This window comes from Algoriphagus lacus (assembly GCF_003583985.1).
Taxonomy (GTDB): domain Bacteria; phylum Bacteroidota; class Bacteroidia; order Cytophagales; family Cyclobacteriaceae; genus Algoriphagus; species Algoriphagus lacus.
Genome location: NZ_QXML01000018.1, coordinates 1 through 17,652, shown reverse-complemented (window position 1 = coordinate 17,652; position 17,652 = coordinate 1). Strand labels below are relative to the sequence as shown.

Below are 17,652 nucleotides of genomic sequence, written 5' to 3'. Positions count from 1 at the left end.
TTATTTCAGCGTTACCAAAGTCACTCCTGCCCCTCCTCGGTCCGCATGCTCATCTTCCATTTTTCCTACCTGAGGCATTGTTCGAAGTAGATTTCGGGTTACTTCACGGAGAATCCCATCTCCTTTTCCATGGACAATCCGGAGATTTTTGACTCCTAGCATATAGCCTTCGTCAATAAAAGTCTGAATCAAGGGAAGGATCTCTTCTCCTCTCTTTCCTCTCAAATCGAGATTGGACGAATAGTCCATCATCTTTTCGTTGGTGTTGTAATTACCCCTTTTCTCTACCGCCTTCAGCTCCTTTTTCAGCTCAGTTTTGGAAATTTTTTCAAGGCGGGCAAGTTTTACATTGGACTTCAAATCCCCAATGGTGATCTCCACATCTTTGTTTTTAATACTGACAACCTCAGCTATCGCTCCATTGTCTTTTAGTCTGACCCAGTCGCCCGGCTCGATTTTACCTCCAATGACCTGAATTTCGGGATCTTTGATGATTACTTTCTCCGGTTTTACTTCCTGCTTGAATTCCTCAAGCTGCTGACGGACTTGTTTGGTAACTTCTTTCTCGGCCTTTCCCTCGCGGATTTCCCGAATGGTTGCCTCAATTTTCTTATTGGTCTGATCCAAAAGTGCTTTGGCTTCTTGCTTGGCCTCTTGGATGTATCGCTTTTTAGTCAATTCAAGCGTTTCCTTCAGCTGATTGTATTCTTTAAGTCGTACCTGAAGAAGCTTGTCTTTTTCTTTTACTTCTTTCAAAAGGCCGGAGTATTGATTCTTTTCATTCTCCAACTGGGTTAAAAGTCTATCGTATCGCACCCGTTCTTCCCCGATGTGTTCTTTGGCATAGTCCAAAATATCCTTTGAAAGACCAATCTTGGAGGCAATTTCCAACGCAAAAGAAGAACCCGGTTTTCCGATTTCAAGCTGGTAAATTGGTTCCAGACGATCTACATCGTAGCGCATGGCTCCATTGACCAAGCCCTGGTTTTTGTTGGCCACTTGCTTCAGATTTCCATAGTGAGTCGTGATGACTCCAAATGCTCCCAGCTTGTTAAGCGAAAGCAGGATAGATTCGGCAATGGCTCCTCCAAATTGTGGCTCGGTACCTGTCCCAAATTCATCAATAAATACGATCGTCTTTTTATTGGCAAACTGAGTAAAATGCTTCATGCTCATCAGGTGAGAGCTGTAAGTACTAAGGTCATTTTCCAGATTTTGCTCATCGCCGATGTCGATGAAAAAATTATCGAACAACGAGCTTTTGGAGTCGGGATGAACCGGAATCAAAAGACCACACTGCAGCATGTATTGCAATAACGCAACTGTTTTCAAGGTCACGGACTTTCCACCGGCATTGGGACCTGAGATCACCAATAGGCGCTCATGTCCACCTAATTTAATGTCTAAGGGAACAATCTTTTTCCCCTGAGCTTTTAAAGCCATTTCCAAAATGGAATGCCTGGCTCGAGTCCAGTTTAAGGCCCGCTCTTTGACGAGTTCGGGCTTATTGCTCTCGGTTTTTTGGGCAAATTTTGCTTTGGCTCGAATAAAATCCATCAATCCAAGGAAGTTGGTAGCCTTGCGAAGTGCTGGGATCGAAGGTCTCAACTGGTCGGTCAAGCGGGTCAAAATCCGGATGATCTCCCTTCGCTCCATGTATTCCAAGTCACGGATTTCATTGTTGATATCCAGTGCCTCCTCAGGCTCCATGAATACAGTCTGCCCAGTAGCGGATTCGTCGTGGATAAATCCGCGAAGTTTCCGTTTGTTTTCGGCCGCAACAGGGATGACCATTCTTCCTCCACGGATTGTCATCGAAGCATCCTCGGGAGTCAGGCCTTTAGCACGAGCTTCTTTGAAAATCCTCTCCATTACCTTTCTGAGCCTTCCTTCCTCGTACAAAAGCTGATTGCGGATTAGCTGCAGTTCTTTGCTTGCATTGCTTCGAATTTTACCCTTTTCGTCAATGATCAAATCGATTGCCTTGAGGATATTCATATCCAGATCGAGCAGAAGCCCTAAAAGTGCACTGAGCGTTGGGTAATTCTCTCCGTTTTTCTGAAAAAAAACAACGCATCCCCGAAGAGTCTGAAGGGCAAGCTTCACTTCATAAAACTCCTCCTGATCCAAAAATGCTCCTTCGAGTTTCGCTTTCTCCAGAAAAGGATTAAGATTGGTGAAATTGGAATTGGGAAAAACTTCACCTGAGATAAGGATTTGCCTGAATTCCTCCGTTTGGTCGAGCAAGCGCTGAACCAGATTGTAATCCGAGGAAAAAGACACTTTGTCCACATAGTCCTGACCCAAGGAGGAAGTACATTCCGCCTTAAGCAAGTCTTTGATCTTTATGAAATTGATTTTTTGTTCGAGATTGTGCGGGTAGAGCATCAGAATAATTCCTCTTTTTTTCCGGGAGTAGTCTCAAGAACCGTCAGCGAATCAATCACACGGCCGTAAATCCGGTCCATTTTTTTCGCGTCTTCCAGGTAGAACAACATACTCTTGGTGAAAACCGAATCCTCGACTCCATGTTTGGAAAAAACTTCCTTTTCCAAAACTGAATAAAGTACCTGGGAAGAATCGTATGGGATTGGCAATGCGCTGACAATTCCTTCTGTCAATTGGATATCTATCAAGACTTTGACCATCTGATCCTCTGAGAGAATTCCACCAGGAGTGGAATTACGCTCACAGGCGCCAAGTACAATCATGAAAATTAATGCGGTAAGAATTCGTTTCACGCGTCAAAATTAGGTTTTTTTAACTGATAATGCCTCGACCGTTTACCGAACTCAAATTTTATAATTCGGTTCAAGACTTTAACTTAGCCCGCTCAAATCGCCCTCATGGACCAGCTGTTCAGTAAGCTTAGGAAATACGAAATTATGATCAGAAAGGTGGCCAACAACCACCTCCAAGGGGAGTACCAATCACTTTTTAAAGGTTCGGGACTTGAATTTGACGACCTGAGACCTTACCAATACGGAGATGACGTCCGTACCATCGAATGGAAAGTCTCCGCCAAGGGGCATGGCACGTTTGTAAAGACATTTAGGGAAGAAAAAGAACAGTCGGTTTATTTCCTTTTGGACATCTCAGGCAGCCAGGATATCGGGCAGCAAGGCAATAAGAAAATTGATCAGGGTAAGCTGATCGCTGGAGTATTGACTTTGGCGGCAGTTTACGAAGGAAGCCAAATCGGACTGATCAGTTATTCAGATCAGCAGGAAAAACTGATTTTACCCTCCAAGGGTAGCAAGCAAGGCGTTAAAATCATCAGGGGTATTTTTGATCACAAAAACAAAAGCCTCAAAACAGACCTGAACGGGCTGTTTTCCTTTGCCCTAAACCTGATCAAAAAGAGAAGCATCATCATCGTGATTTCTGATTTTATAGATCAGGATTATGAGCGGTCATTCCGCGCGTTGGCAGAGCGCCACGACCTGGTAGCGATCCAACTCACTGATCCAAGGGAATCGGCACTTCCTGCTTTGGGTATTATACCGATTTATGACAAGGAACGAGGAAAAACTACTTGGGTAAATACAGCTTTTGGAAGCTTTTCCAAAAAAATATCCGATACCTTCACTACAGAACGGGAACAGCTGAAAGAAATCTGTAAAAAGAATCAGATTAACTACCTCGCAATTGATACCACTCAGGATATTGTAGCCCCATTGATCGATCTGTTTAAGTACCGAAACAAAAGAATGAAACGTGGGTAAAATCGGTATTTTACTTTTATTGCTGGGGATGAGTTTTTCGGCACTTGCACAAAACGTGCAGGTGGAAGGATATTTCACCCAGGATTCAGCCAAACTTGGCGAACGTGTCGGGTTTGTTCTGAAGGCCCGCTACCCTGAAAATACGCAAGTCGTTTTCCCGGATTCGACTTACGATTTTTCTCCCTTGGTCCTGCTGGAGAAAAAAACCTTCATTTCTTCCACTTCGGAAGGAACCACGCTGGATAGTACCATTTATTTCGTTTCCAATTTTTCGCTGGAACCAAGCATTTATCTTTCCTTGCCAGTCTACGAACTGAGCCGATACGATAGCATTACTTATTTCTCCACTGAAGCAGAATTAAAATTGAAACTGGTTTTGGACTCGATTCCAGAGCAACCTGTTTTTCAGGAAAACAATGTCTATCAACCTATAGAAAAAACATTTAACTGGCTCTTGGCAGGATTAATTACCGCAGGAGTCATTGTCCTTTTAGGCGGACTGGTTTTGCTGTTCGCAAAGCGGATCAAAGGCTTCTTCAAGAAAAACCGGGAGAAACTCCGTTGGCTGCAATTTGAGCGAAAGTGGAGAAAACTAACTGCTTTGCTTGCGCAAAATCCGGCTTTGGAACTGGCAGATGAAGTGGTTGGATTATGGAAAGGATATCTGGAAAGTATCACCGATCTACCGTTCCAAGAATGGACTTCGAGTGAAATCTCCGAAGCCTTGAATGACAAAGAAATCTTCAAGGCCCTCCGAGCGATCGACATGATCATCTATGCAGGCAAGGAAGCTAAAACAGAAGAGGCAACCAATTACCTTTTGGAAGTAGCCAAAACCAAGTATCAGGAAAAACTAAACCAAATCAGACATGAGAGAGCAACTCGCTGAGTTCTTCAGCTGGTCTTGGTTTTTGCCGGAGACCTTCAAATCCTATGAATGGGAAAACCCCATTTTGCTTAACCTGCTTTGGATCATCCCACTATTGATTCTGATCCGCAAGGGGATCAAATTTCTGAAAAATCCAGTACTTGAGCTTTCGCTGCCAAAGCGGATCGCCAGAGGAAATCCTTGGACATACTTACGATTGATTCCTACCGGGTTTTTCTTCCTCTCCTTGATACTAATTGTAGTGGCCCTCGCACGACCACAGCGTAGCAATGAAAAAGTAGAACAGTATACCGAGGGAATAGACATTCTTCTGGTCATGGACATTTCAGAATCCATGGACTTACAGGATTTTACTCCAAACCGTCTGGAGGCGGCCAAAAAGACCGCAATCGACTTTATCAATGGACGCTTTGGTGATCGGATTGGGATGGTTGTTTTCGCGGGAGAAGCCTATTCTTTGGCACCGCTGACCAATGATTACGAACTGCTGACGACCTTGATTTCTGAGATTTCCTTTGAGATGATCGAGCCTAAAGGTACGGCCATCGGTTCTGCCATTGCTGCAGGAACCAACCGCATGAAAGAAAGTGACACGCCATCCAAAGTAATGATTTTGCTTTCCGATGGAGAAAGCAATGCAGGCAACGTGGACCCTCTTTTTGCTGCCCAACTGGCCTCTGCTTTTGACATCAAGATTTATACGATTGCCGTCGGAAAAGACGGAATGGTTCCCTATGGCACAGACTTTTTTGGAAGGCCACAGATGGTGGAGAGCTACTTGGACGAGACTACCCTCCGGGAAATTGCCCGAATCGGAAACGGGGAGTTTTACAGAGCTTCTGATGACAATGCATTACAGGAGATTTTCAAGCGGATTGACACCTTGGAAAAAGCTGAAATTCTGGAAAACCGATATAAGGAAACTGCTGATTACTATCGCATTTACCTCTTTTGGGCTATGCTTTTTTTCCTGATTTGGCTGGGATTAAAAAGCTCTTTCTTCAATAACTTCCTGCTGGATTAAGCTTCCTGCATTCGCTTCCATTTCTCTAATCTGGGATTCATCCAGGCAAACCAAAGCGGAGGAATCAAGGCCACCAAAATCATCGCTGAATATCCGGCAGGAAGCTGGGGACTTTCGTCGTAATGGTTGAGCACTTGGTAGCGCTTCCCTGCAAAAGCATGGTGATCGGAGTGTCGCTGCAACTGAAACAGCAGGAAATTGCTGACGATATGGCTGGCATTCCAAGAATGAATTGGAGTCACACGTTCGTAGTGTCCCGAAGGAAGTTTTTTTCGTTCCATACCATAATGCTCCAGATAATTAACCAACTCGAGCAAGCTAAATCCAAGCACACTTTGAACAATAAAGAAAATGGGAATCTCCCAAACCAATCGGTTATTCAGTAGGGAAAAGCCTAAAAATCCCAAACCACAAAAAACAAAAGGAAGCAGTTGAAACCAGATCATTTGATTTTTAAAGGACCAAAAAGACAGTCCTTTTTTGGCAAGACGTTCTTTTTCCAACTCCCAAGCACTGAAGTAACCATCCTTGACTGAACGCCACCAAAAAGAATAAAAACTTTCACCAAATCGGCTGGTAGCTGGATCCTCGGGTGTCGCCACTCGGACATGGTGCCCTCTGTTGTGCTCGATGAAGAAATGCATGTAGCAAACAGTCATCAGGAGGACTTTCGAATAAAACTGCTCGATCTTTTCTGATCGGTGACCCAACTCATGCGCCACGGTAATGCCAATTCCACCGGTGACTAAGGCCGTGCCGGTGCAAAAGGCAATCCACTGCCACCAGTTTAAATTCACCGAGGAAATCACGTAAAATCCCCAAGCTAAAACTCCCAATTGCACGTAGACCCAACCATAGGTTACCCAACGGTAAAACCGCTCATTGGTCAACCTACTGACTGCCTCTTGAGGGACATTGGAAGTATCATGGCGAATCAGGTAATCCATCAGAGGCACCATCAAAAAAACAAAAACATGAATAGCCCAAAAACCAAATCCCCCAAGATAAAAACCTCCGATCAGCAAAACCGGCAGGATCAAGGCACTGAAAAATCCGATTTTTTTTAAGGTCGTATTCATGGTTTTTGGATTTACCCAAAGTCAAATTAACAGTATAAATCCATATTGAAAATCAAGTCTAAATAACCTACTATCATAGCATGATTAAAATCAGGTTTCAGTGTTACTATGGTCACAAAAAAGAAAAGAGGAGAAGGCCACATTTGAGCAAATTTCCTCAGCATGGCACTATTACCTGAGCTTATCCAAAAATACAACAAACCGGTTCCCAGATATACTTCCTACCCTACCGTACCACTCTGGGACGGTGATCTGAACTCAGCCAAGTGGGAGGATTTGGTTAGAAATGCCTTTCAATTGATCGGTAAAAAGGATGGAGTGACTCTATACATCCATTTGCCTTTTTGTGAAAGCCTTTGCACCTATTGTGGCTGCAACAAGCGTATCACCAAAAATCATGGAGTAGAAGATCCCTACTTGGAATCCATAATCAGGGAATGGACGCATTATTTGGGACTTTTTGAAGAGACCCCCAAAATAGCCGGCATTCACTTGGGCGGTGGAACTCCCACCTTTTTCTCACCCCAAAATCTGGAATTACTGATTTCCAAAATCCTTAAATCATCCGAAATATTACCTGACCATGAATTCAGTTTTGAAGGACATCCTAACAATACCACCTACGAGCATTTAGAGGAATTAGCAATGTTGGGATTTGACCGGGTTAGTTACGGAATACAGGACTTTGATCTCGATGTTCAAAAAGCCATTCACCGGATTCAGCCATTCGAAAAAGTAAAAGAAGCCACAGAAAATGCCCGAAAGTTGGGCTATACTTCAGTGAATTTCGACCTGATCTACGGTCTTCCACATCAAACTTTAAAAACGCTCAATGAAACCTTTGATCAAGTAGCGCTACTCCGACCCGATCGAATCGCCTTTTACAGTTATGCTCATTTACCATCTGCCTTCCCAGCCCAAAAAAGCTTTGAAGACTTCCTTCCAAATGAGCAGGAAAAAAGGGCTTTATATGAATTTGGAAAGGAAAAACTTCTAACTATGGGTTATGAAGAGATCGGAATGGATCACTTTGCATTGCCCGGTGATTCACTTTGCCTGGCAAAAAAATCCGGAAATCTCCATCGCAATTTCATGGGCTACACTTCTTCACCTTCAGAAATGTTGATTGGTCTTGGAGCTAGCAGCATAAGCGATATCGGACTGGGATTTGCGCAAAACGAAAAACGAATCGAAGTCTACGAGGAATTGCTCAAAGAAAACAAGTCACCCATCATCCGGGGACATATTCAAACAGAAGAAGATCGGATTGCCCGGAGATTGATCATGGATCTGATCTGCAAAGGCAATGCTGCTATTCCATTTTGGATCTGGGAAAAATTGCCCCAGAAAAATCTGGAAAGCCTGGCCGAAATGGAGGAAGAAGGATTGGTTGAAAGGATTGGATTAACTCTAACCATCACCACCGATGGAATGGCAATCGTCCGGAATATCTGCTCGCTTTTTGACTTACGGATGATTTCTTCAAATTCCCAAAAAGCAACTTTCAGCAAAGCAATCTGATCAATGACACATGGTGATTTCCACCTGTTGGCTTCCATAGTCAAAAACTGCCAGTTCGGGACTTAAACCGGGAATCCCCAAACCAAGGCCTCGAAACACCATCAACACTCCGATGAGTATTCCGAAATACGGAATGGCTTTTTGAAATTGCTGTCTTCGGATAGCTGGTAAAAGACTACCAGAAACCATCAATCCCAGCAACATGGGAATGGTCCCCAGTCCAAAGAAAAACATGTAGGAAGCTCCCATAATCGGGCTTTGCATACCCATAGCTACTACTAACGCCATATAAACCATCCCACAAGGAAGAAGTCCGTTGACTAAGCCGGTAGAAAAAAACGCGAGTTTGCTTCCCGACTTGAGGTAACGGGAGAGATGACTTTTGATCCAACTCACTGCCCCGGAGAGTGCCGGGATAGTCAAAAATTGATCAGCCTTTTTGTAGCTCAAGGAAAGTAGGACAATGAGAATTCCCATTGCCACGGAGATTCCCTGCTGAATTCCTGCAAGGGAAAGGGTAAAACCCAAACTTCCGACGATCAATCCCAGAACAGCATAGGTCAAACTCCGACCGAGATTATAGATGATTTTGTTGAAAAGGAAAGTTTGGCCTCCTTTTCCACCGACAGCCAAGGCAATAGGTCCGCACATTCCGATGCAATGGAATGACCCTAAAAATCCCAATACCAATGCTGTCCAAATCATCAGAGACTGATTTTCTTTTCTTCGTAAAACTCCACCCCATTTTCGGTCCAGGTAAGTTGGACTCTCCAATAGCCTGATTTTAGTTTTTCCAATGGCACGGTAGTTTTCCCTTCATTGGTGATATCCAGTGCAAGCTCCTGATCCAGTCTGGCGTCAGAAGGACGGAAAAGCTGCAGGTTGCCCTTGGCTCCGACTGGCAAATCCAAAACCATAACTTTTGCTTGGGCATCAAACACCAGTACCTCCCTGTCCAGGGCCGCAGCAGATTTCTCACGCTCGATTTGGTCTTGATACTTTATTTCCTTTTCATAATAATTTTCAGTGACCAAGTGGATATCATCCTGTCTAACAGAGATCACTACCAAGGTCAAAATAAACCCCACGAAGGTGATTATGACCAATAAAATTCCTTTTCCCCAATCCATAGTGCTTTCTATTTAGAGGCCCCAACTGGAGCCATAAAGTTTGTTTTAATCTCATCAAATTCTTCTCCTTCATGGGTCAACTGGAGCATGACTTTTTCCTGAGGAACTTTTACCTCGGCTTGATTTCTAACAAGGAAAAATCTTCCTTCCAACTTGGTCTGAGGCTCAAGGACCCATTCTTTAGCTCCTACAATTTCAACATCCATCCCTTCGGCCAAAGCCTTGATTTCAACCCGCTGAGGTTCAAAGGTTTTATTTATCAGGGTGATATTGTAAAGATTGGAAACTCTTCCCGCTTCACGCTCCTGATAGGTCATTCCAGGAAAACGTGTAATTGTACCTTCCAAATCTTCCCTCGTTGCAATAAGAGACACAAATGCCGCCACCAAAATTGCCAGGACCACGGTATAACCTTTGACTCTTCCTGACATGAGCTTTTGAAATCCTTGCTTAATGCTGTTTTCGGAAGCATAGCGAATCAACCCCTTTGGCCTTTCTACCTTGACCATGACTTCATCGCAGGCATCAATACAAGCCGTGCAGTTCACACATTCCATTTGGGTTCCGTTTCGGATATCGATCCCTGTCGGACAAACCTGCACACATAAGCCGCAATCCACGCAGTCTCCTTTTGGAGTAGTGTCTTCAGCATGCTTTCTGATTGGGGCCCGGGGTTCGCCACGGACATAATCGTACATGACATTGATGGAATTATCGTCCAATAGCACTCCCTGAAGCCTACCATAAGGGCAGACCACAATGCAAGCTTGCTCCCTAAACCAAGAAAAAACAAACATAAAAACCCCGGAGAATGCAACTACTCCGATAAATCCAGCCATATTTTCAGCCGGAGACTGGGTGACAATTTCTTTTACCTGATCTACACCTATCAGATAAGCCATCACCAGATGACCGATCATCAGGGAAATCAAGGCAAAAACACTGATCTTCAATCCCCTTTTCCAAATTTTCTCTCCAGTCCAAGGGCTTTCTTTCAAAGCCCGCTGTTGATTGGCGTCCCCCTCGATCAGGTATTCAATCTTCCGGAAAACCATTTCCATAAAAAGCGTCTGTGGGCAAGCCCATCCGCACCAAACCCTGCCAAAAACCACAGTAAACAGGATCACAAAAACAAAAAAGATCAGTAGCAAAAAAATCAATAGATGGGTATCCTGAGGCCAAAATGCCGCTCCGAAAATGATAAACTTTCGTTCGAAAATATTGAAGAGCATATAGGGTCTTCCATCGATCTGAATAAAGGGTCCTGCGAAAAGAACTGCCAGTAAAAGCCAGGACAAATAGGTACGGTACCGATAAAAAATCCCGGAGACTTTCTTTGGAAACACCCAATAACGCTTGCCGTCTTCTCTGACGGTGCCTAGTGCATCCCGGAAAGTTTCCGGATTCAAATGTGGATTCTGATTTTTCTTAGCCATGATTTAGGCAAAATTCCTGCCGGAGGAAAATCCCCCGGCAGTGATAAACTTACTCAATTGTAGCGACGACGGCTGTGCTGTCAGTCACTGGGGCTGACTCAGCTGGAGCTGCCGAAAAAGGTTCTCCTTGAGGAGCTTTAGGTTGGGCAGGCGTAGTGCCTTTGAGACTTAATATAAAGGATGAAACCTGTTGTATTTGCTCAGGACTGAGTTGATCCTGCCATGGGATCATCCCTTTTTCGACCACTCCATACTTGACCACGGAAAACACATCTTTGATTGAACCGCCGTGCAGCCAGTATTCGTCTGTCAAGTTGGGACCAACTCCACCGCCACCATCAGCGGCATGACAAGCCACGCAGTTGGTATCGTAAATAGACTTACCTGCGGCCAATGCAGCTGCAGATTCATCAAATACTACGGAGTTCTCATCAATTCCAGCGGCCATGCTTGCTTTCCTTGCCTCAGCTGCTACTGCTTCCACTCGTAGCTCTTCCTCATACTCCTCAACACCGGTAGGACCATTGTCCAACACCGAATAATTGACAAAGTAAACAACCCCAAAAACTACAGTACCGATAAAGACATACTGAAGCCAAGGCGGCATGAAATTGTCAAGCTCAGTAATGCCATCATAAGAGTGATCCGACATCATTTTGGCTTTCTCTTCTTTACCTCCTACTTCGTCAACTTGGCCCGTAACAAACCGTTCCTTGAAAGATTCCCACCAGGATGGTTCATTGGCAAGACTTGGGTCTTCTTTGCGAAGCACCTCTGCCATGAATGACATGAGATACACCATCAAAATCAAGAGTAAAACAATGACCACCAATACGACTCCTAAAATAACCAAGAGGGTCAATTGGCCGGAATCCATGGCTTGCAGCTGGGTATACCAATTGGATTCTTCAGTTTGTGCCCAAACCGGAAAGGAGGTCAAGGTCAGTAAAGCAAGTAATGAAAATAACTTTTTCATGGCTGGTGAGAGGTTGAATCGTTTTCATCAAAAGGAAGAGATTCCATGTGCCTGATATGATCTTTGGGAGTATTCACCACCCAAATAAACATCCCTACAAAAAACAGAAGGAAGATGATCAATGAAAGGATCGGATAGATCTCTATGTTGTCGATGGATCTTAGAATTTCTTTATACATGACTTTGGAGATTATTTGTTTGAAGCGGTTGGCTGCTGCTTAATATCTGTTCCCATTCGTTGCAGATAGGCAATCATGGCGACGATCTCAGTATTAGCCGCTACTTCTACTCCGGCATCCTTCAAGTTCGCAACCACTTTTGCAGCCTGTTTTTCATAATCTGCAGTTGCCTGCTGATCAAAACCTTCAGGATATGGTACCCCGAGTTTTTGTAGTGTCCTGATTTTTGCTGGCAAATCCGAAATATCCAATTCGTTGGTAGTCATCCAAGGATAAGATGGCATCAGCGATCCCGGAGACATGGAAGCAGGGTCAACCATGTGATGGTAGTGCCAGCTGTCTGGATACTTTCCTCCTATACGGTGCAAATCTGGTCCGGTGCGTTTTGATCCCCAAAGGAATGGACGATCGTAAACGAATTCACCAGCTTTTGAATATTCACCATATCGTTCGGTTTCGGATCGGAAAGGACGGATCATCTGAGAGTGACAACCTACGCAACCATTGGCGATGTAAAGGTCCCGTCCTTCCAGTTCAAGAGGTGTATAAGGCTTCACCGAACTAATAGTAGGAACATTAGACTTGATCAATAGCGTAGGAATGATCTCGATTGCCCCACCGATTGCGATGGCAAGTGTGGCCAAAATGGTAAAGAAAACAGGCTTTCTTTCCCATGCTCTGTGCCAGAATTCTCCACTTGGATTGTAGGTTTTTGCCAATGCAGGTGCCTGATCTTCTTCAGTCTCCTGGAATGTCCCCTGTTTGGCAGTCATCCACATGTTGTAAATCATGATAACCGCACCTACCAAATAAAGGAGACCACCCAATGCTCTAAGTACATACATAGGCACGATCTGGATTACTGTCTCAAGGAAGTTTGGATAAGCCAATCGGCCTGCTTCATTGAACTCTTTCAACATCAGGAATTGAGTCAAACCTGATACATAAAGCGGAAGCGCATAGAAAATGATCCCAAGCGTACCCAGCCAGAAATGGGTATTTGCCAGTTTGGTTGAGTAAATGCTCGTTTTGAACAGTCTTGGCCACATCCAATACAACATACCGAATGTGAAGAAGCCATTCCAGCCCAATCCGCCAATGTGTACGTGACCCACGATCCAGTCGGTATAGTGAGCAATAGCGTTAACATTTTTCAAGGAAAGCATCGGGCCTTCGAAAGTTGCCATTCCGTATGCAGTCACTGCTACGACCATAAATTTCAGCACAGGCTCGCTTCTTACCTTATCCCAGGCGCCTCTCAAGGTCAACAAACCATTGACCATACCTCCCCAGGAAGGAGCAACCAACATCACAGAAAACACCGTACCCAAGACTTGAGCCCATTCAGGCAATGCAGTGTACAATAAGTGGTGAGGTCCTGCCCACATGTAAATGAAGATCAAAGACCAGAAGTGAACTATGGAAAGTTTATAGGAATAAACGGGTCTGTTTGCAGCCTTGGGAAGGAAGTAATACATCATTCCCAAGAATGGAGTGGTCAGGAAGAACGCCACCGCATTGTGACCATACCACCATTGAACCAAGGCATCCTGCACCCCAGCATAAGCAGAATAGCTTTTTAGGAATGAAACCGGAAGCTCAAATGAGTTGAAAATATGAAGAACCGCTACTGTAACAAAAGATGCTAAATAGAACCAAATTGCCACATACATGTGCCGCTCCCGTCTTTTGATCAATGTCCCGATCATATTTGCTCCGAAGGCAACCCAAACCAACGCAATCAAAATATCAATCGGCCATTCAAGTTCAGCGTATTCTTTGGAAGTGGTAATCCCTAAAGGAAGGGTAATCGCTGCCAAAAGAATAATGAATTGCCAACCCCAAAAGTGAAACCAGCTCAATGACTTGTTCCACATGGGGGTTTTGAGCAGTCTTGGCATGGAGTAATAAACCCCTGCAAAGATGGCATTACCCACAAAAGCAAAGATTACTGCATTGGTATGCAGCGGGCGGATCCTTCCAAAAGTGGTGTAAGGATTCCCCAAATTGGCCTCAGGAAGGAACAGCTGCGTGGCGGCAAGTAGCCCCACCAACATCCCCACAAGACCCCAGATAATCGTGGCGGCTCCAAAGTACTTGACAATTTTATTGTCATAGTGAAACCGTTCCAAAGTAGCATCATTCATAGGACTTGGATTTTTTTGGTTGATCTTTTATTGATTTTTTAGGCTGGTTTTCGAATAATATCCGGACTGAAGGAGTGTAACTATCGTCGAACTGTCCGTCTTTCATTGCTCTGAAAAAGAGAAATAAAAACGTGACCGCCAGGACGAGACTTATTCCAATGAGAATAAAAATAACTTCCATGTTAGTGCTTGTTTAAGTGAATGAGCCCTTTGCGGATTCCCATGATATTGGTAGCCAATGTGGTGAAAACAACCACTGAAATACTGCTCAAGGGCATCAGAATGGCACATAGTACGGGGCTTAAAAGTCCCTGTACAGCCAAACTCAGCCCTACGATATTGTAGAGAAAACTCAATCCAAAACTTACCTTGATGATCTTCCGACTGTCTCTCGAAAAGGCAAGGAAACTTGGGATTTTATCGAAAGATTCAGCATCCAAAATCGCATCACTTGCGGGAGAAAAATGACTGACGCGATCAGTGATTGCAATCCCGACTTGACTCTCCTGCAGTGCCCCAGCATCATTAAGACCGTCGCCTACCATCAGGGAATTTTTACCTTGGGTATTGAGTTCCTTCAGGTAATTGAGTTTTTCAACAGGACTTTGATTGAAATTAAAGTGAACGTCAGAGGAAAGTTTTTGACCCAAAGACACCCGTTCATGAGCTTGATCACCGGATAAGACATGCAGGTCGAAATTCTGTGAAAGGTCTTTAACCACCTTAGAGGCCCCTTCCCGCAATCCGGATTGAATGTGGAAATACCCTAAAATCACCCCTTCAACACTTAGAAAAACATGATTTCCACTTTCAGACAGGGGTAGATTGGTTGCTCCGGTAAAGTCCTTGGAACCAATTCGGAATTCCTGATTTTTGTAAACCGCCAAGACTCCGGATCCTTTGATCTCCCGAACATGGTCAAGCTTCAGGGATTCGGTTTTTCCCAACCAAAGATTAATTCTGTTACTCAAAGGATGCGTAGACCGCTCCACCATTCCTTTAAGGATGGATTTTGTTTCAGAAGAAAGTGCCTCGCCATGATATTCAATGGAAGCATTAGCTGGGTCAGTCAGGGTGCCGGTTTTGTCAAATACCACGGTATCGATCAAAGCCAATCGTTCTACAACGGAAGCATTTTTCAGGTAAAATTTCCCTCGCCCAAAAATCCTAAGGGTGTTACCAAGGGTAAAAGGTGTAGACATAGATAGTGCACAGGGACAGGCAACAATCAGGACCGTCGTGAAAGCTTTTACAGCAATTGAAACATCTTTTCCGATCCAGAACACAAATGCTGCAACGGCTATCGTAAGAACAGTCCAGGTAAAAACCCCACTGATTTGATTGGAAAGTGGCTCAAGAAGTCGCTTGTTTGATTTTTCAAACGACTCATTATTCCACAGATCGGTGAGATAGCTTTGAGACGGGGATTTTTGGATAGTCAATAGGATAGCATCCCCTTTTTGTCTACCACCTGCATAGATCAACTCTCCCTTTCGCTTGGGAACAGGCACTTCCTCACCGGTAACAAAGCTGTAGTCGATATTGGCCTGATTGCTCAAAAGCAAAGAGTCCGCAGGAATCAGTTCCTCATCTCTAACCAAAACCACATCTCCGACTTGGAGCTTTGTCAAAGAAATCACTTCTTCTTTATCATGTACCAAGCGAGTTACAGCAATCGGGAAATACGCCTTGTAGTCCCGATCAAATTCTAATGTTGAAAAGGTTTTTTGCTGATAAATTTTGCCGAGCAACAGGAAAAAAAGCAATCCGCCTAAGCTGTCCATGTATCCGGGATTGCCCAGAGCAAAAATTTCCCAGAGTGAATACAGGAAAAAAGCAACAATCCCAAGCACAATAGGGACGTCCATATTGATCTTACGCTGACGTACAGCATTCCATGCGGATAAATAATAATCACTGGCTGCATAGAACACAATCGGTAGGGAAAGCACCACATTCAGGTAATCAAAAAGCCCCTTAAATCCTTCTCCAAGCAATTTTGCTTCCGAAAAGTATTCAGGCATACTGAACAGCATCATGTTACCAAAGCAGAATCCTGCCACTCCCAGTTTGGTCAGTGTTTTGCGATCAACCGAACTTTTAGCTTTGTGATCCAAATCTGAAAGGTTGATTTTAGGTTCATAGCCCAATGTGGAAAGCAGATTTACAACTTCCTTGAGGGATATTTTATCATGAAAGAATTTGATCTGGACCTTCTTTTTAAGAAAATCAACCCGGCTGCCAATAATCGCTGAATTGATTTGAAAGAGGTTTTCCAATAACCAAATGCAGGAAGCACAATGGATCAGCGGAATGTAAAAGGTAATGTGGCTCTCTTGGGAATTTTTGAAATCCAGAAGTTTTTGCATCACTTCCGGGTCATCGAGGTAATCAAATCGATTCTTTAGTCTGGAATTTTCCTTTTGACTTTTCCCGGGATTTGCTTCCAATTGGTAATATTCACACAGGTCGTTTTGAGCTAAAACCTCATAAACCAATTTGCACCCTTGACAACAGAATTTTTTGGAATCAAAAAGGATAGATTCATCCTCACAATCCTCTCCGCAGTGGTAGCACTTAGATTGGGTTTCATTCGGAAAAAATGGCTTCATCTGGAAATCTTTTTATAAAATTATCGGGGCCTACAATGGAAATACATGAGGAAAGTCAGCTTATTCCATGACTTACACCGCGAGGTAAAAAGAAAGCTGATTACTCCAGATTTTGCCTTTATAAAAGTGAAAAAGGACCTTAGCAAGGTCAGCTTGGTAATTTTTTGTAGTGACTAAAAGCGTGCAATTATGCTTTACTCCATAGGACCAAAAATCCCCAATTCTTGAAAAATTGAATTTAATAAAACTGGTTTCAATGGTTGAAGTTGAAACCAACTGAATGATTTCCTGCTCTTCACGAATTTTAGATTTGGGAATAAAGCTCGGGGAAATGATGGTTGCCTTACTTTCTTGAATCAGGTTACCGAAAAGATGAATAAACCGTCGAATCAGGTCCGCCGAATTTGGCGTTCCATCATAATGAAACAGTAAGTGCTGAGTAGAAAAATCAGGAACATAAAGTAATACTGGGATAGGACATACTTCCTTTTCCAAAGGCTTTGGGAAGTCATGACTATGAAGCCAATCCAATGTTTTATAGAGATTGATGGAAAAAAGTGCCGGATCCTCGGTATCATGGCAAAAACTACTCTCAGGAATAGACGGTACAAACGAACCTTTCAATTCTGAACAATAAAACTCCTGTAAAACGTCCTCAGGGAGTTCGAACCGTAATGCTTGAGGTGACTTTAGCTCCATAACCAAAATTTATTTCCAAATCTATATTTTGGAAATCTGGAGAGGTCTGACGGATGCAGGTAGGGTATATGATTAATATCATAAAACAGAAAAAATAAATTCAGTGGTGTGGGGTTGAACCATTTAAAAAATCCGAAGGTATAAAACGCAAAAAACCCAGCTTTATGAGCTGGGTTTTGAATAATGTGGCGGCGACCTACTCTCCCGGGTGTAACCCCAGTACCATCGGCGCTGC

The 17,652-nt window shown here is 43.7% G+C and carries 17 protein-coding genes; 4 read left to right on the top strand and 13 right to left on the bottom strand.

Going from position 1 to position 17,652, the window contains the following annotated elements:
• Positions 1 to 2,388, bottom strand: coding sequence for an endonuclease MutS2 (locus D0X99_RS19975; protein ID WP_119479648.1), 2,388 nt, complete (start codon positions 2,386 to 2,388; stop codon positions 1 to 3).
• Positions 2,388 to 2,741 carry a DUF4296 domain-containing protein gene (locus tag D0X99_RS19970; RefSeq protein WP_199708179.1) on the bottom strand — a complete coding sequence of 118 codons (354 nt, stop codon included), beginning with the start codon at positions 2,739 to 2,741 and terminating at the stop codon, positions 2,388 to 2,390. Before D0X99_RS19970 ends, D0X99_RS19975 begins: the two co-directional genes overlap by 1 nt.
• Positions 2,742 to 2,846: 105 nt before the next feature.
• On the opposite strand from D0X99_RS19970, the gene D0X99_RS19965 reads away from it, so the two are divergent.
• Genes D0X99_RS19965 through D0X99_RS19955 form a run of 3 tightly spaced genes read left to right on the top strand, consistent with a single transcriptional unit; the run spans position 2,847 to position 5,638 of the window.
• Entirely contained in the window at positions 2,847 to 3,725 is an 879-nt protein-coding gene (locus tag D0X99_RS19965) for a DUF58 domain-containing protein (RefSeq protein WP_119479646.1), read from the top strand.
• Entirely contained in the window at positions 3,718 to 4,614 is an 897-nt protein-coding gene (locus D0X99_RS19960) for a hypothetical protein (RefSeq protein ID WP_147392285.1), read from the top strand. Before D0X99_RS19965 ends, D0X99_RS19960 begins: the two co-directional genes overlap by 8 nt.
• The gene (locus tag D0X99_RS19955; protein ID WP_119479644.1) at positions 4,595 to 5,638 is read left to right on the top strand and encodes a vWA domain-containing protein; all 1,044 of its coding nucleotides are present in this window, start codon (positions 4,595 to 4,597) and stop codon (positions 5,636 to 5,638) included. The genes D0X99_RS19960 and D0X99_RS19955 overlap by 20 nt, the downstream gene beginning before the upstream one ends.
• On the opposite strand, the gene D0X99_RS19950 is transcribed toward D0X99_RS19955, so the two are convergent.
• Positions 5,635 to 6,366, bottom strand: a complete 732-nt coding sequence (locus D0X99_RS19950) for an alkane 1-monooxygenase (RefSeq protein WP_394336588.1) — start codon at positions 6,364 to 6,366, stop codon at positions 5,635 to 5,637. The genes D0X99_RS19955 and D0X99_RS19950 overlap by 4 nt on opposite strands.
• A 513-nt stretch (positions 6,367 to 6,879) precedes the next feature.
• On the opposite strand from D0X99_RS19950, the gene hemN reads away from it, so the two are divergent.
• Positions 6,880 to 8,238 carry an oxygen-independent coproporphyrinogen III oxidase gene (gene hemN / locus D0X99_RS19945; protein WP_119479642.1) on the top strand — a complete coding sequence of 453 codons (1,359 nt, stop codon included), beginning with the start codon at positions 6,880 to 6,882 and terminating at the stop codon, positions 8,236 to 8,238.
• Here the strand turns inward: hemN and D0X99_RS19940 are convergent, their stop codons facing one another.
• The 10 genes from D0X99_RS19940 to D0X99_RS20635 all read right to left on the bottom strand — a co-directional run.
• The gene (locus D0X99_RS19940) at positions 8,239 to 8,943 is read right to left on the bottom strand and encodes a sulfite exporter TauE/SafE family protein (protein ID WP_119479641.1); all 705 of its coding nucleotides are present in this window, start codon (positions 8,941 to 8,943) and stop codon (positions 8,239 to 8,241) included.
• Entirely contained in the window at positions 8,943 to 9,368 is a 426-nt protein-coding gene (locus D0X99_RS19935) for a FixH family protein (RefSeq protein WP_119479640.1), read from the bottom strand. Before D0X99_RS19935 ends, D0X99_RS19940 begins: the two co-directional genes overlap by 1 nt.
• Before the next feature lie 8 nt (positions 9,369 to 9,376).
• Positions 9,377 to 10,804 carry a cytochrome c oxidase accessory protein CcoG gene (ccoG, locus tag D0X99_RS19930; protein WP_119479639.1) on the bottom strand — a complete coding sequence of 476 codons (1,428 nt, stop codon included), beginning with the start codon at positions 10,802 to 10,804 and terminating at the stop codon, positions 9,377 to 9,379.
• 49 nt (positions 10,805 to 10,853) lie between these two features.
• A complete protein-coding gene (locus D0X99_RS19925; RefSeq protein WP_119479638.1) occupies positions 10,854 to 11,780 on the bottom strand; it encodes a cbb3-type cytochrome c oxidase N-terminal domain-containing protein in 927 nt (308 codons plus the stop codon).
• Positions 11,777 to 11,959, bottom strand: coding sequence for a cbb3-type cytochrome c oxidase subunit 3 (locus D0X99_RS19920; RefSeq protein WP_119479637.1), 183 nt, complete (start codon positions 11,957 to 11,959; stop codon positions 11,777 to 11,779). The genes D0X99_RS19925 and D0X99_RS19920 overlap by 4 nt, the downstream gene beginning before the upstream one ends.
• 11 nt (positions 11,960 to 11,970) lie before the next feature.
• Positions 11,971 to 14,106: a cytochrome-c oxidase, cbb3-type subunit I gene (ccoN, locus tag D0X99_RS19915; protein WP_119479636.1), complete on the bottom strand. Its 2,136-nt coding sequence runs from the start codon at positions 14,104 to 14,106 to the stop codon at positions 11,971 to 11,973.
• Entirely contained in the window at positions 14,099 to 14,287 is a 189-nt protein-coding gene (gene ccoS / locus D0X99_RS19910; protein WP_119479635.1) for a cbb3-type cytochrome oxidase assembly protein CcoS, read from the bottom strand. Before ccoS ends, ccoN begins: the two co-directional genes overlap by 8 nt.
• A gap of 1 nt (position 14,288) precedes the next feature.
• On the bottom strand, positions 14,289 to 16,718 hold the full coding sequence (locus D0X99_RS19905) for a heavy metal translocating P-type ATPase (RefSeq protein ID WP_119479634.1): 2,430 nt from the start codon (positions 16,716 to 16,718) through the stop codon (positions 14,289 to 14,291).
• 72 nt (positions 16,719 to 16,790) lie between these two features.
• Positions 16,791 to 17,417 (bottom strand): hypothetical protein, encoded by a 627-nt coding sequence (locus D0X99_RS19900; protein WP_119479633.1) that lies wholly within the window; start codon positions 17,415 to 17,417, stop codon positions 16,791 to 16,793.
• Positions 17,408 to 17,652 (bottom strand): hypothetical protein (locus D0X99_RS20635; protein ID WP_233553767.1); only part of this gene is annotated, 245 nt, incomplete at its 5' end. The genes D0X99_RS20635 and D0X99_RS19900, both read right to left, overlap by 10 nt.